Raw genomic sequence first — 14,038 nt, 5'->3', positions numbered from 1 at the left:
CGCTCACCCAGGAGGAACGCAGTGGCGCGCGTCATCGTAGACGTCATGCTGAAGCCCGAGATCCTTGACCCGCAGGGCCAGGCCATCGCCAGGGCGCTGCCCAGGCTCGGTTTCTCCGGCGTCTCGGCCGTCCGTCAGGGCAAGCGGTTCGAGGTCGAGCTGGAAGGCCCGGCCGACGAGGCGGCCCTCGACGAGGTACGGAAGATGGCCGAGACACTGTTGGCCAACACCGTGATCGAGGACTACAGCGTCCGGGTTGAGGGGTAGAAGGCACATTTGATGCCTGGTTTTACCCCTGGTGGGTTAAAGTCGCGTTCGGCCATGCCACAATGCCACGGGCGTGCCAACACTAAATAACAACAACGTGATTTTGCGGTTAGCCCCGATTTCACAGGGAAACCTACTCCAGGTGACATTCCGGAGCCCGGAGGAGTCCGGTGGATATTGAGTTCTCGTTGGCGCTGCCTCGGGATGCGATCGGCATACCGATGGTCAGGCGAGTGCTGGGCGATGCGATGCGTTCACTCAACGTGAGCGAGACCTGCATCGCCGACATGCTGCTCGCCGTCTCCGAGGCGTGCTCCAACGCGGTGCGACACGGCGGCCCCGCCAATCGTTACGAGGTCTCGGCGTCGATCGGCTACGGCCGCTGCGACGTGCGCGTCGCCGACAGCGGCGACGGCCTTCCGTCGATGCCGCTGCACTTCCCTCCGCCCGACACCGAGAACGGCCGCGGCCTGCTGATCATGCGGTCCGTGGTGGACGAGATCTCCTTCGGCACCACGCCCGGCCGCGGCACGACGGTCCACCTGCGCAAGATGCTCGCCTGGGACGACGAGGCCGAGGGCGCCCGTCACCGCGAGCTGGCCGCTGTCTGACCGCTGTCCGACCCGCTGCCCGGAACACAGCCGCGCACCCGATAATCTGAGTACACCGCCGTAGACCGCCGTCCGCCCCCAAAGAGACGGTGGCACGCGCGTGCGCATTCCTCGGAGGGGACGACTGTCATGAGCGCTGCCCGTGTGGGCGTAGTCACGTTTCCAGGAACTCTCGACGACCAGGACGCCGCCAGAGCCGTGCGCCTCGTGGGCGCGCAGGCGGTCCCGCTGTGGCACGCCGACCACGACCTGAAGGGAGTCGACGCCGTCTTCCTGCCCGGCGGCTTCTCCTACGGCGACTACCTGCGGTGCGGCGCGATCTCCAAGTTCGCCCCGCTGATGGACGAGCTCATCCCGGCCGCCAGGGCCGGCCTGCCGGTGATCGGCACCTGCAACGGCTTCCAGATCCTCTGCGAGGCCCACCTGCTGCCCGGCGCGCTCACCCGCAACGCCTCGCTCCACTACGTCTGCCGCGACCAGCGGCTCACGGTCGAGCAGACCGCCACCGCCTGGACCGGCTCCTTCGAGCGGGGCCAGGAGATCGTGCTGCCGGTCAAGCACGGCGAGGGCCGTTACGTCGCCTCCGACGAGACGCTGGCCGCGCTGGAGTCCGGCGGCCACGTCGTCGTCCGCTACGCCGGCGGCAACCCCAACGGCTCGCTCAACGACATCGCGGGCATCCGGAACGAGGCGGGCAACGTGGTCGGCCTCATGCCGCACCCCGAGCACGCCGTGGAGGAGCTGGTCGGCGCGCCGAGCACCGACGGGCTCGGCTTCTTCACGTCCATCCTGAAGAATCTGGTGAACGCATGAGCACCGACAACGTCAAGCGGGCCGCCGAGACCCCCGACGAGCCGATGCCCTTCGCCGAGCTGGGGATGAAGCAGGACGAGTACGACCGGGTCACAGAGATCCTGGGCCGCCGTCCCACCGGCTCCGAGCTGGCCATCTACAGCGTCATGTGGTCCGAGCACTGCTCGTACAAGTCGTCCAAGGTGCATCTGAGGCAGTTCGCCACCAAGGCGCCCAAGTCCGAGGCGCTGCTCGTGGGCATGGGCGAGAACGCGGGCGTCGTCGACATCGGCGACGGCTGGGCGGCCACGTTCAAGATCGAGTCGCACAACCACCCGTCCTACGTCGAGCCGCACCAGGGCGCGGCCACCGGCGTCGGCGGGATCGTGCGCGACATCATGTCGATGGGCGCCCGCCCGATCGCCGTCATGGACGCGCTGCGCTTCGGCGGCGCCGACGCGGTCGACACCCGGCGGGTGCTGCCCGGTGTGGTCGAGGGCATCAGCCACTACGGCAACTGCCTGGGTCTGCCCAACATCGGCGGCGAGGTCGTCTTCGACCCCTGCTACATCGGCAACCCGCTGGTCAACGCGCTCTGCGTCGGCCTGCTCCGCAAGGACCAGATCAAGCTGGCCACCGCGCCCGGCCCGGGCAACCAGGTCGTGCTGTTCGGCGCGTCCACGGGCCCCGACGGCATCGGCGGCGCGTCCGTGCTGGCCTCGGCGACGTTCGAGGACGAGTCGCAGGCCAAGCGGCCCGCCGTGCAGGTGGGCGACCCGTTCATGGAGAAGCTGCTCATCGAGTGCTGCCTGGAGCTCTACGCGGCCGACGTCGTCGTCGGCATCCAGGACCTCGGCGCGGCCGGCGTCTCCTGCGCCACGACCGAGCTGGCCGCCAAGGGCACCGGCGGCATGAAGGTCGACCTCAACCTGGTCCCGCTCCGCGACTCCTCGCTCAGGCCCGAGGAGATCCTGATGAGCGAGTCCCAGGAGCGGATGATGGCCGTGGTCCGGCCCGACGACATCCCCGCGTTCATGGCGATCTGCGCCAAGTGGGACGTCCCGGCCACCGTCATCGGCGAGGTCACCGACACCGGCCGCCTGGTCATGACCTGGGACGGCGAGGTCATCGTGGACATCCCGCCGGGCACCGCCGCCGACGACGGCCCGGTCTACGAGCGCCCCTACCACGAGCCGTCCGGGCAGGGCGCGCTCAACTCCGACACCCCCGACCGGCTGGCGCGCCCCGACGACCTGCGGGCCACCCTGCTGCAACTCCTCGGCTCGCCCAACCTGGCCTCCAAGGAGTGGGTGACCTCCCAGTACGACCGGTACGTCCGCTCCAACACCGTGCTGGCCCAGCCCGCCGACGCCGGGATGCTGCGCATCTCCGAGGTCATGGCCGGGGCCGAGCCGACCACCCGGGGCATCGCGCTGTCCACCGACGGCAACGGGCGGTACGCCAAGCTCGACCCCTACGCGGGGGCGCAGCTCGCGCTGGCCGAGGCGTACCGGAACGTGGCCGTGACCGGCGCCAAGCCGCTGGCCGTCACCAACTGCCTCAACTTCGGCTCGCCCGAGGACCCCGAGGTGATGTGGCAGTTCGCCGAGGCCGTACGCGGGCTCGCCGACGCCTGCCGCACCCTCGGCGTGCCCGTGACCGGCGGGAACGTCTCCTTCTACAACCAGACGGGCTCGACGGCCATCAACCCCACGCCGGTCGTGGGCGTGCTCGGCGTCATCGACGACGTGGCCAAGCGGGTGCCGTCCGGGTTCACCGCCGCAGGGCTGCGGGTCGTGCTGCTCGGCGACACCGCCGAGGAGTTCGGCGGCTCGGAGTGGGCGCACGTCGCCCACCGCCACCTGGGCGGCCTGCCGCCGCACGCGGACCTGGAGGCCGAGCAGGCGCTGGCGACCGTGCTGGTCGAGGCGGCGGCGCGCGGGCTGCTGGAGGGGTCGCACGACCTGTCCGACGGCGGGCTGTCCGTGGCGCTGGCCGAGTCGTGCATGGCGCGCGGCATCGGGGCCACGGTGGCGCTGAGCGGCGAGCCGTTCACCGACCTGTTCAGCGAGTCGGCCGCGCGGGCCCTGGTCGTGGTGCGGCCGGAGGCGTTCGAGGAGTTCGCGGCGCTGTGCGGGCGGCACGAGGTGCCCTGCTACGGGCTCGGGGTCACCGGCGGGGAGTCGCTGGTGGTCGAGGGCGTGTTCGAGGTGGGGATCGAGGAGATCCGCGAGACCCACTCGGCCACGCTGCCCGCGCTGTTCGGCTGAGGTTCGACGGTTCGACGGTTCGACGGGAAAGGGCCGGTGCGGGGTTCGCCCCGCACCGGCCCTTTTCAGCGTTGTCAGACCTTCTTGATGCAGATGACGTAGACCTTGCCGGAGACGCTGGTGCCGTTGTTGCCGCCACCGTGGCTCTGGGTCTGGGCCTGGGTGTCGGCGGTGAGGTTGTTGCCGCCGCCGTTGTCGTCCTTGGCGACGGTCACCGTCCAGCCGCCGGCGCCGGGGTAGCTGCCCATGACGACGGCGTTCTTCAGGGTGCCGAAGGAGAAGCCGCCGCCGGTGGGCGAGCCGCCCTTGTCGCAGGTGGCGGTCGCCGAGCCGAGCCCGCTGATGGACGCGTCGTTGGTGTAGGTGGTGTAGGCGGCGCCGGCGCCGTCCTTGCCGGGCTCACCCTTGGGGCCCTGGGGACCCTGCGGGCCCGCGGGGCCGCGCTCGCCGTCCTTGCCGGGGAGGCCGTTCTTGCCGTCCTGGCCATTCTTGCCGGGGAGGCCGTCCTGGCCGTCCTTGCCCGGGAGGCCCTGCTTGCCGTCCTGGCCGTCCTTGCCGGGGAGGCCGTCCTTGCCGTCCTTGCCCGGGAGGCCCTGCTTGCCCTGGGGGCCCACCGGGCCCGTCTCGCCCTTCGGCCCCTGCGGGCCCTGCGCGCCGGTGTCGCCCTTGAGTCCCTGCTTGCCCTGGGGACCCTGGTCGCCCTTGGGGCCGGACGTGCCGCCGTTCAGCTGCGTCGTGCTGCCGCCGATCACGATGCGCTCTTCGGTCTTCCGGCAGGGCGTGGTCGGGTTGACGATGCGGACGTACCGCGTCTTCTTGTGCACGCAGGCGTACACCTCGCTCGCAGCCGACGAGGCGGTGGCCACGCCACCGACAGCGAGGAGCGAGGCGGCGAGCGCTCCGACAGTGGCGAGGGTGAGCGTGCGCCCACCGCGAACCTTGATAGCCACGGCTTTCCTTCCAGGGAACAAGTGATGCTCATGTTGTGCATGAGATTCACGTTTCAACCGTTCCAATGGTTGGCAAGAACTACATAACGTGTATGTCACGAAACGGAGGGTTACTGACCGAATTGACCGACTGTCGCGGAGCCAGTGGGTAAAACGACGCATTGGCGGCGGCGATCCCGCGTGCATAATCGGGTCTGTGCCCAGCCCCTACCTGCCGCCGGCCACGCAGCCCGTCCGAGGCGTGGTCTGGGTCATCCACCTCGCCCTTCCCCTGCTGGGGCTCTGGTTGCTGCTCACCCGGCAGCACCTCAACGTCGTCTGGCAGCACAACGCCGGCCACTTCTGGATGATCCTCGCGGTGGCCGGCGTCAACGTGGCGCTCGGCGGGCTGATCACCGAGGCCGCGCGCCGCCGTCAGGACGCCCGGCTGTTCCTGGTGTCCATGGTGTTCCTCAGCAGCGCGGGCTTCTTCCTGCTGCACGGCCTGGCCACGCCGGGCATCATCCTGCCGACCGGCTCGCTGGGGTTCGACCTGGGGCAGCAGGTGGGGCTCACGATCGCGTCGATGTTCGCGTTCGCCTCGGCCCTGCCGCTGGGCGAGCGGGCCGCCAGGGGCGTCCTGGGCGCGCAGCACTTCGTCCGGGCGATGCTGCTCGGCTTCCTGCTGCTGTGGGGGCTGGTCTCGCTGGTGCCCGAGCTGACCGCGCTCAGCGAGCCGCCGCCGGTCGCGCCGGTGAGCTGGCTCGGGCCGGCCTCGATCCCCGGCGTCCTGCTGTACGGCGCGGCCGGTGTGATGATGTTCCTGCTCCACCGCCGCCGCCCCTCGGCCATGCTGGTCAGCCTGATCACCGCGTACGCGCTGCTGGCCGAGGCGATGGTCGCCGGGATGTCGCAGCTCAACTGGCACCTGTCGTGGTGGGAGTGGCACGCGCTGCTCACCCTCGCCTTCGTGTTCGTGGCCTACAGCGCCTACCTGCAGTTCAGGCGCGAGGGGTCGAGCGCCGGCCTGTTCGACTCGGTGACGCTGGCGGCGACCGTCGCGCGCCTCCAGCAGGACTACGACCGGGCCCTGGAGGAGCTGGTCGAGCACGTGCGCCGGGGCGAGCCGCTGGCCGCGACCCGGCTGTCGGGCAAGTTCCGGCTGAACGAGAGCCAGGCCGCCGTGCTCGACCGGGCCGGGCAGGCGCTGGCCCACGAGCGGGAGTTGTCGGAGCGGCTGGCCGCGCTGGTGGCGGTGAGCGCGCAGACCCGCGTGGGCCTGCCGGAGGGCGAACTGCTGACCACCGCGCTCGACCGGGTCAGGCAGGCGTACGGGGACGTCAAGATCGCGCTGATCTCGGAGGGCAGGACCCAGATCGGCTCCCGCGCGTACGAGTTCGACGGCGACGGACCGATCCGCCGCGACCACCGGCTGGCCTACCCGCTCACGGTCAGGGGCCACCTCGCCGGCGTGCTGGAGGTGCCGGTGGGCCGCACCGGCCAGGACGAGGCGCTGGCCGCCACCCTGGCCGGCCAGTTGTCCATCTCGCTGGAGAACGCCCGCCTCTACCAGGAGCTGGACACGCTCTTCCGCCAGTACATGTCGCCCGACGTGGCAAACGCCCTGCTCGCCGACCCCGCGCGGGCGGCGCTCGGCGGCGAGCTGAAGGAGCTGACCGCGCTCTTCGCCGACCTCAAGGGCTTCACCTCGTTCTCCGAGCAGGTCACGCCCGGCGAGATCGTCGAGATGCTCAACCGCTACCACACGGCCGCCGTGCCCTGCGTCCTGAACAACGGCGGCACGATCGTGCAGTTCGTCGGCGACGCGATGCTGGCCCTGTTCAACGCGCCGGCCACGCAGGAGGGCCATGCCAGGGCGGCCTGCCGGGCCGCGCTGGAGATGCAGCGGGCCGCGGCCGAGGTGGCCGAGGAGATGGCCTGGAAGCGCGTGGACGAGGTGGAGTGGCCGACCTTCCGGGTGGGCGTCAACACCGGCCCCGCGCTGGTCGGCAACATCGGCAGCCCCGAGTTACGCGGCTTCAACGCGATGGGCGACTGCGTCAACGTGGCCGCCAGGCTGCAGGCCCTGGCCGAGCCGGGGACGGTGGTGATCGGCGAGACCACGCTCAGGCAGCTCGGCCGCGACGTCTCGGTGAACGCCCTGGGACGGCTCAGCCTGAAGGGCAAGGAAGAACCCGTGGCCGCGTACGTTCTGACTGGATTGCCATAGAACGGCAATAGCCGTACGTCCATAATCGGCGCATGGATCCTGAGCCCGGCGAGTTCCTTTCCATGCTCACCGCCGAGGAGATCGAAACCCTGCGAGCCGCCGGGCGCCCGCGGCGGTGGGACCGCGGCACGACGGTGATCAACGAGGGCGACACGGCCGACTGGGTGCTCGTGCTGACACAGGGCCGGGTCAAGGTGTCCTCGCACACGAGCAGCGGCACCGAGGTGGTCCTGGCGGTCCGCGGCCCCGGGGCGCTGCTGGGCGACATGTCGGCCGTGGACGGCTCGCCGCGCTCGGCCACCGTGACCGCGCTGGAGCCCGTCCAGGGCATCGTGATCCGCGACTTCAGCGGCTTCCTGGCCGCGCACGGCCGCATCGCCGTCCTGCTCCTGCAGCTCGTCGTCGACCGGCTGCGCGACTCGGACCGCAAGCGCGTCGAGTACGGCGCGTTCGACACCACCGGCCGGGTGGCGACCCGGCTGCTCGAACTGGCCGACCGGTACGGCGAGCCGACCGCCGCCGGCGTGCGCGTGGCCCTTCCGCTCAGCCAGGACGAGCTGGCCGGCTGGACCGGCTCCTCGCGCGAGGCGGTCAGCAAGGCGCTGCGCTCCCTGCGCGACCGCGGGCTCATCGAGACGGGCAGGCTGCGGGTGGTCATCCACGACGTCGAGGGGTTACGCAGGCGAGCCAGGTGACCCCTGGTACAAAACGGACGTACGACGTACGTCATAGTGGGGGACATGGTCGCGGTCACCCCCGAAACCGGCACCTCCATGCGTTACGCCTGGCGCGTGTGCTCGGTCACCAGCCTGGGCCTCGTCCTCATCGGCATCGCGGGCAGCACGCTCAACGTCGCCCTGCCGACCGTGGTGCGGCACTTCCACGCCGACGCGACGCAGTCGGGCTGGATCCTGCTGGCGTTCCTGCTGGTCAACACCGCGAGCCTGGTGTTCTTCGGCCGGGTCGCCGACCTGCTCGGCAGGCGCGAGGTGTATCTGGCGGGCTTCGCCCTGTTCACCGTGGCCTCGCTGCTGGCCGGGCTGTCACCGGACGTCTGGTTCCTGGTCGGCATGCGCGTGGTGCAGGCGATCGGCTCGGCGATGATCCTGGCCAACGGCACGGTGATCATCACCGACGCGTTCCCGCCCGAACGGCTCAGCCAGGGCATGGGCGTCTACATCGGCACGCTGTCGGTGGCCCAGCTCGCCGGTCCGACGCTGGGGGGCCTGATCGCCGAGACCGCCGGCTGGCAGTGGATCTTCTGGGTGAACGTGCCCGCCGGGCTGGTCGCGCTCGGCTGGGGCGCGGTGATCCTGCGCAAGATGCCCAAGAGGCCGAAGCAGCCGGTGGACGCGCTCGGCAACGTGCTGGTGTTCGCGGCGCTGTCGGCGGCGCTGCTGGCGGTCAACGAGGCCGGGTCCGGCGGCCTGACCAGCCCGGTCGCCCTGACCGGGGCGGCGCTGTTCGTGCTGCTGCTGCCGCTGATCGTGCTGGCCGAGCGGCGCTCGCCGAACCCGGTGCTGGACCTGCGGCTGTTCGGCGGCCGGTTGCTGGCGTACGCGAACCTGGCCTCCTTCTGCAACGCGCTCGCGCGGTCCGCGCTGATCCTGGTGGTCGCGCTCTACTTCCAGGCGGCGCGCGGGCTCGACGCGTTCTCGGCCGGGCTGAGCGTGCTGCCCGTGCCGGTGGGCATCGGGCTGGCCTCGCCGATCGCCGGCCTGCTCGGGGCCCGGGTCTCGCCGTACGGGTTGTCGATCGGCGGCGCGGCGATGAGCGCGCTCGGGCTCGGCACGCTGATGCTCACGGCCGACCCGGCGACGCCGTACTGGGTGACCGGGATCGCCCTGTTCGTGGCCGGGTGCGGCAGCGGGACGTTCCTGACCGGCAACACCACCCAGGTCATGGCCGCCCTGCCCACCGGCAGCCTGGGCGTGGTCAACGGCTTCCGCGTCATGATCATGAACGTCGGCATCGTGATCAGCGTCGGCCTGTCGCTCAGCGTCGTGACCAGCTCCGTGGGCCCGGCGCTGCGCGCCCAGGTGTACGCGGGCACGCTGTCCCAGCTCTCGCCGGTGGCCGTCGGCCGGCTCATGGACGGCTTCCAGCGCGCGTACGCGGTGCTGTTCGCCGTGGCGCTGGCGGGCGCGCTGCTGGCCGCGCTCGCCAGGTCTCAGAGGGCTCCGGCGAGTCTCGACTCCACGTCGCGGTAGCGGGAGACCGGGATGAGGTGCACGCCGTCGAACGCGCCCGAGTCGCGCAGCGCGAGCACCTGCTCACAGGCCGCCTCGACGCCCGCCATGCGGTCGGCGGCCACCCGTTCGACCAGCTCGGCGGGCAGGGCGATGTCGGGGATGGCGGCGGCCAGCGTACGGGCGTGGCGCTCGCTGGCCAGCACCATGACGCCCGCGTAGACCGGCACGTCGAGCTGGTTGGCCTCGCGCCAGCGCACCTGCGCCTCGACCGAGAAGCCGACCTGGGCGAACAGGAAGTCGGCCGCGCGCTTCCAGGCGGGCAGCGGACGCAGCCCGGCCGCCGCGCCCACGCGGATGGCCGGCGAGAAGCCCCTCGCCTCCTCGATCATCGAGCGGACGGTCAGGTCGCTGGTCCTGCTGCCACTGGCGGGCTTGTCGCCGTGGACGAACAGGAACTGGTCGACGCCGTACGCCGCGGCCGTCAGCAGGTCGCGGTGGAAGCCGAGCAGGTTGCGGTCGCGGGAGTTCAGGCAGGCGATGCTGCGCCCGCCCATCGCCTCGACCTCGTGCGCCACGGCCACGCTCGACACGGTGGCCCGGCCGATGTGGTTGTCGGGGATGAGGAAGGAATCGGCGACCTGGCTGAGCGTGCCGATCTGGTGGCGTACGCGCTTCAGGTCGGGCTTGGTGGGAGGTTCGATCTCGCAGACCAGCTCGAAAGGCATGATCCCGACCCTAACGTCCGGCGGCCAGCGCCTCGATGCCGCTCAGGACGAGCTCGACGCCGAAGGAGTCGTAGAAGGCCGGGTCGGCCCCCGCGACCAGCGGTGAGGCCATCTCGACCAGGTACGGGTACTTCTCGGGGGGCAACGACTGGAGGCCGACCCGCTTGACCCTGGCGACCTCCGCGATCTCCTCGCCGGTCCGGCCGGCCTTGAGGTGGACGGGCGCGTCGGCGATCGACAGGGCGCTCTGCAGCAGGTATTTGGTGATCAGGCAGCTCTCCTCGACGCCGAACCCCGCCGTACGGGCCAGGCCCAGGGCCTTGTCCCAGACGACCAGGAAGTTCGGGACGGAGATCGGGTCGATCTGCTCGATGACGTTCTTGGCGCAGGGATGGGCGCGCAGGGTCCTGATGAGCCCCTGGATCAGGTCGCGAAGCTGCTGCCGCCAGGGCCGCTCGTCGGCCGGTTCGAGCACGAAACCGCCGATCAGGTGGTCGGCCATGCCGAACAGGAGCTGGTCCTTGTTCTTGTAGTGCCAGTACAGGGCCATCGGCGTCACGCCCAGGTCGGTCGCCAGCCGCCGGATCGTCACGGCGTCGAGCCCCTCGGTGTCGCCGATCTCCAGCGCCCGCTCGGCGATGGCCCGCGCGGTCAGTTTTCCCATCACGGTTGACAACTATACGTCGTACAAGTTCAACTATACGACGTACAAGTACGGCGTATAGGAGGTTGTGCCATGCGATGGTGGGCGCTGGGTGCCGTGACACTGGGCACCTTCATGACCTATCTCGACAACAACGTGGGCAATGTCGCGTTGCCGACGATCCAGCGGGAGCTCGGGCTGACGATCTCCGGGCTGGAGTGGATCGTGAGCTCGTACATCCTGGTCTTCGCCGGGCTCATGCTGGTCGGCGGCCGGCTCGCGGACCTGTTCGGGGCGCGCAGGGTGTTCCTGGCCGGGCTCGCCGTCTTCACCGTGGCCTCGCTGGGGGCCGGGATCGCCACCTCGGGCGGCATACTGATCATGGCACGGGCCGTCCAGGGCGTGGGGGCGGCGCTGCTCACACCCACGTCGCTCACCTTGATCAGCCAGATCTTCCCCGACCCCGGCGAGCGCGGCAGGGCCGTGGGCATCTGGAGCGCGTCCGGGGCGCTGTCCATGGCGCTCGGCCCGGCGGCCGGCGGTTTCATCAGCGAGAACCTGCACTGGGGCTGGATCTACCTGATCAACGTGCCGATCGGGATCGTCACCTTCGGCCTGGGCCTGTGGGCGGTCCGGCCCGCCTTCACCCGCCGGCGGCACCGGCTCGACCTGCCCGGCCTGGCCACCTCGGCGCTCGCGCTGGTCTCCCTCACCTACGGGCTCATCGAGGGCGACCGCGCCGGATGGACGTCGGCCGAGATCCTGGCCGCGTTCGGCCTCGCGGCGGCGGCCGCAGTGGCGTTCGCGCTGGTCGAGGCGCGGGCCGAGCGCCCGATGATCGACCTGTCGCTCTTCCGCGCCCGCGTGTTCAGCGGCGGCATGCTGACCATGGGCATCTGGTCGTTCGGCGTGTTCGGCATCTACTTCTTCAGCGCCCTGTGGCTGCAGAACGTGCTCGGCTTCTCCCCCACCCAGGCCGGCCTGGCCTTCGTGCCGATGGCCCTGGTCATGGCGGTCGTCGCCATCCTGTCGCAGCGGCTGTCGGAGCGGCTCGGCACCGGCCGCACGGTGGCGCTCGGCATGGCGCTCATGGGCGCGGCGATCTTCATGATCTCCGGCGTGGGCGCCGACGGCGACTACGCCGACGTCGCGCCCTGGTTCCTGCTCTACGGCCTCGGCGGCGGCATGCTGGTGCCGCTGACCTCGGCGATCCTCGGCGGCCTGCCCAAGGACAGGACCGGCGTGGCCTCAGGCGTGCTGAACGTCTCGCGCGAGGTGTTCGGCCTGCTCGGCATCATCGTGCTGGGGGCGATCCTCAGCTCCAGCCAGAGCGGCAGCGACCTGCCGCCGCTGACCGCCTTCCTCGACGCCTACCAGTTCACACTGGTCATCGCGGCGGTGATCGTGCTGGCCGCCGTCCCGCTCAGCCTGTACGCCCTGCGCCCGGCCCGCCGCCTGCCCGAGGCGGACGATCCTCAGGCCACCGCCCCCGCCACCGTCGGCTCGTCGAACTGAGTGCGGTACAGCTCCTCGTAGCGGCCGCCCATGGCCAGCAGCTCGGCGTGCGTGCCGCGTTCGGCCACGCGGCCGTCCTCGATCACCAGGATCTGGTCGGCCGCCCGCACGGTGGACAGCCGGTGCGCGATCACCACGGCGGTCCGGCCCGCCAGCGCCTCCCCCAGGGCCGCCTGCACGGCCGCCTCGGAGGTGGAGTCGAGGGCCGCGGTGGCCTCGTCCAGGATCACCACGCGCGGCCTGGCCAGCAGGAGCCGGGCGATGGTGAGCCGCTGGCGCTCGCCGCCGGACAGCCGGTAGCCGCGCTCGCCGACCACCGTGTCCAGGCCGTCGGGCAGCGACTCGATCAGTGTCCGCAGCCGGGCCCTGGTCAGGGCGTCCCAGATCTCCTCCTCGCTCGCCGCGGGCCTGGCCAGCAGCAGGTTCTCCCTGATCGTCTCGTGGAAGAGGTGGCCGTCCTGGGTGACCATGCCCAGGGTGTCGCGGATGGCGTCGAAGGTCAGGTCCCGTACGTCCACGCCGCCGAGGCGGACCGCGCCGGAGTCGACGTCGTACAGCCTGGGGAGGAGCTGGGCGATCGTGGACTTGCCCGCCCCGGACGAGCCCACCAGCGCCACCATCTGGCCCGGCAGGGCCGTGAACGAGATCCCGTGCAGCACCTCCTCGCCGCCCCGCGAGTCCAGCGTGGCGACCTGCTCCAGCGAGGCCAGCGACACCTTGTCGGCCGCGGGGTAGGCGAAGCGCACGTCGTCGAACTCGACCGAGACCGGGCCCTCGGGGACCTCCCGGGCCTCCGGACGCTCCTGGATGAGCGGCTCCAGATCGAGCACCTCGAAGACCCGCTCGAAGCTGACCAGGGCGCTCATCACGTCCACGCGGGCGCTGGCCAGGGCGGTCAGGGGCGCGTACAGGCGGGTCAGCAGGAGGGCCAGCGACACGACCGCGCCGGGTTCGAGCTGCTCGCGCAGCGCGTAGAAGCCGCCGAGGCCGTAGACGAGGGCCAGCGCGAGCGCCGAGACCAGGGTCAGGGCCGTGACGAACACCGACTGGTTCATGGCCGAGCGCACGCCGATGTCGCGCACCCGCCGCGCCCGCGCGGCGAACTCGGCCGACTCGCGCGCCGGCCGGCCGAACAGCTTCACCAGCGTCGCGCCCGGCGCGGAGAACCGCTCGGTCATCTGGGTGCCCATGGCCGCGTTGTGGTCGGCGGCCTCGCGCCGCAACCGCGCGATCCTGACGCCCATCCGGCGCGCGGGCAGCACGAACACCGGCAGGAGCAACAGCGCGAGCAGCGTGATCTGCCACGAGATGCCGATCATCACGGTGAGCGTCAGCAGGAGCTGCACCACATTGCCCGCCACGCTGGACAAGGTGTCGGTGAAGGCCCGCTGCGCCCCGATCACGTCGTTGTTCAACCGGCTCACCAGCGCCCCGGTACGGGTCCGCATGAAGAACGCGACCGGCATCCGCTGCACGTGGTCGAAGACGGCCGTGCGCAGGTCGAGGATCAGCCCCTCGCCGATGGTGGCCGACTGCCAGCGGTTCAGCAGGCCGAGCCCGGCCTCGGCGAGCGCCAGGCCCGCGATCAGCAGCGCGACCGCGACGACCACGCCGAGCGGCTCACCGTTGAAGATCGCGTCGACCACCCGCCCCGCGAGCAGCGGCGACACCACGGCCAGACCCGCCAGCACCACGCTGAGCACCAGGAACAGCACGATCCTGCGGCGGTGGGGGCGGGCGAGCCCGCCGATACGCCGGAGCGTCGCCCTGTTCAGAGGGCGACGCTCCGGCCGGTTGTTCATCGAGTAAAGCTGATGCCAGGCGGTCACTTCCATGCTCATGGCATGGAGACTATTTCCTCAAG

12 protein-coding genes are annotated in these 14,038 nt (G+C 71.1%); 8 read left to right on the top strand and 4 right to left on the bottom strand.

Annotated elements, in window-relative coordinates; translation table 11 throughout:
* The first annotated feature begins 21 nt into the window (after positions 1 to 21).
* The 4 genes from purS (at position 22) to purL (ending at position 3,940) form a co-directional block, all read left to right on the top strand.
* Entirely contained in the window at positions 22 to 267 is a 246-nt protein-coding gene (gene purS, locus ACIHAD_RS43620) for a phosphoribosylformylglycinamidine synthase subunit PurS (protein ID WP_352320496.1), read from the top strand.
* Between the two features lie 221 nt (positions 268 to 488).
* The gene (locus ACIHAD_RS43615) at positions 489 to 878 is read left to right on the top strand and encodes an ATP-binding protein (RefSeq protein WP_352320494.1); all 390 of its coding nucleotides are present in this window, start codon (positions 489 to 491) and stop codon (positions 876 to 878) included.
* 129 nt (positions 879 to 1,007) lie between these two features.
* A complete protein-coding gene (gene purQ, locus ACIHAD_RS43610; RefSeq protein WP_397360723.1) occupies positions 1,008 to 1,691 on the top strand; it encodes a phosphoribosylformylglycinamidine synthase subunit PurQ in 684 nt (227 codons plus the stop codon).
* Positions 1,688 to 3,940: a phosphoribosylformylglycinamidine synthase subunit PurL gene (gene purL, locus ACIHAD_RS43605; protein ID WP_397360722.1), complete on the top strand. Its 2,253-nt coding sequence runs from the start codon at positions 1,688 to 1,690 to the stop codon at positions 3,938 to 3,940. Before purQ ends, purL begins: the two co-directional genes overlap by 4 nt.
* Before the next feature lie 74 nt (positions 3,941 to 4,014).
* On the opposite strand, the gene ACIHAD_RS43600 is transcribed toward purL, so the two are convergent.
* Positions 4,015 to 4,890 carry a hypothetical protein gene (locus ACIHAD_RS43600; protein WP_397360721.1) on the bottom strand — a complete coding sequence of 292 codons (876 nt, stop codon included), beginning with the start codon at positions 4,888 to 4,890 and terminating at the stop codon, positions 4,015 to 4,017.
* Positions 4,891 to 5,086: 196 nt separating this feature from the next.
* On the opposite strand from ACIHAD_RS43600, the gene ACIHAD_RS43595 reads away from it, so the two are divergent.
* Genes ACIHAD_RS43595 through ACIHAD_RS43585 form a run of 3 tightly spaced genes read left to right on the top strand, consistent with a single transcriptional unit; the run spans position 5,087 to position 9,309 of the window.
* Positions 5,087 to 7,099 (top strand): adenylate/guanylate cyclase domain-containing protein, encoded by a 2,013-nt coding sequence (locus tag ACIHAD_RS43595; RefSeq protein ID WP_397360720.1) that lies wholly within the window; start codon positions 5,087 to 5,089, stop codon positions 7,097 to 7,099.
* Positions 7,100 to 7,131: 32 nt separating this feature from the next.
* Entirely contained in the window at positions 7,132 to 7,794 is a 663-nt protein-coding gene (locus ACIHAD_RS43590) for a Crp/Fnr family transcriptional regulator (protein WP_397360719.1), read from the top strand.
* 45 nt (positions 7,795 to 7,839) lie between these two features.
* Positions 7,840 to 9,309, top strand: coding sequence for an MFS transporter (locus ACIHAD_RS43585; RefSeq protein WP_397360718.1), 1,470 nt, complete (start codon positions 7,840 to 7,842; stop codon positions 9,307 to 9,309).
* Here ACIHAD_RS43585 and ACIHAD_RS43580 read toward each other — a convergent pair.
* Positions 9,270 to 10,016, bottom strand: coding sequence for a methylenetetrahydrofolate reductase (locus ACIHAD_RS43580; protein ID WP_397360717.1), 747 nt, complete (start codon positions 10,014 to 10,016; stop codon positions 9,270 to 9,272). The two genes, ACIHAD_RS43585 and ACIHAD_RS43580, sit on opposite strands and share 40 nt — an antisense overlap.
* Positions 10,017 to 10,026: 10 nt before the next feature.
* Entirely contained in the window at positions 10,027 to 10,680 is a 654-nt protein-coding gene (locus ACIHAD_RS43575) for a TetR/AcrR family transcriptional regulator (RefSeq protein ID WP_397360749.1), read from the bottom strand.
* Between the two features lie 72 nt (positions 10,681 to 10,752).
* Here ACIHAD_RS43575 and ACIHAD_RS43570 point away from each other — a divergent pair, with 72 nt between their 5' ends.
* A complete protein-coding gene (locus ACIHAD_RS43570) occupies positions 10,753 to 12,174 on the top strand; it encodes an MFS transporter (RefSeq protein ID WP_397360716.1) in 1,422 nt (473 codons plus the stop codon).
* Here the strand turns inward: ACIHAD_RS43570 and ACIHAD_RS43565 are convergent.
* A complete protein-coding gene (locus ACIHAD_RS43565) occupies positions 12,135 to 14,015 on the bottom strand; it encodes an ABC transporter ATP-binding protein (protein ID WP_397360715.1) in 1,881 nt (626 codons plus the stop codon). The two genes, ACIHAD_RS43570 and ACIHAD_RS43565, sit on opposite strands and share 40 nt — an antisense overlap.
* Positions 14,016 to 14,038 lie beyond the last annotated feature (23 nt).

This window comes from Nonomuraea sp. NPDC052265, from assembly GCF_044547985.1.
Taxonomy (GTDB): domain Bacteria; phylum Actinomycetota; class Actinomycetes; order Streptosporangiales; family Streptosporangiaceae; genus Nonomuraea.
Note: the sequence above shows the minus strand (reverse complement) of the source record. Positions and strands in the feature narration are given on the sequence as shown.

Coding starts and splice junctions, on each gene's coding strand:
- ACIHAD_RS43615 (WP_352320494.1), top strand. CDS start 489: ATGGTCAGGCGAGTGCTGGGCGATGCGATGCGTTCACTCAACGTGAGC.
- purQ (WP_397360723.1), top strand. CDS start 1,008: ATGAGCGCTGCCCGTGTGGGCGTAGTCACGTTTCCAGGAACTCTCGAC.
- purL (WP_397360722.1), top strand. CDS start 1,688: ATGAGCACCGACAACGTCAAGCGGGCCGCCGAGACCCCCGACGAGCCG.
- ACIHAD_RS43590 (WP_397360719.1), top strand. CDS start 7,132: ATGGATCCTGAGCCCGGCGAGTTCCTTTCCATGCTCACCGCCGAGGAG.
- ACIHAD_RS43585 (WP_397360718.1), top strand. CDS start 7,840: ATGGTCGCGGTCACCCCCGAAACCGGCACCTCCATGCGTTACGCCTGG.
- ACIHAD_RS43580 (WP_397360717.1), bottom strand. CDS start 10,016: ATGCCTTTCGAGCTGGTCTGCGAGATCGAACCTCCCACCAAGCCCGAC.
- ACIHAD_RS43575 (WP_397360749.1), bottom strand. CDS start 10,680: ATGGGAAAACTGACCGCGCGGGCCATCGCCGAGCGGGCGCTGGAGATC.
- ACIHAD_RS43570 (WP_397360716.1), top strand. CDS start 10,753: ATGCGATGGTGGGCGCTGGGTGCCGTGACACTGGGCACCTTCATGACC.
- ACIHAD_RS43565 (WP_397360715.1), bottom strand. CDS start 14,015: ATGAGCATGGAAGTGACCGCCTGGCATCAGCTTTACTCGATGAACAAC.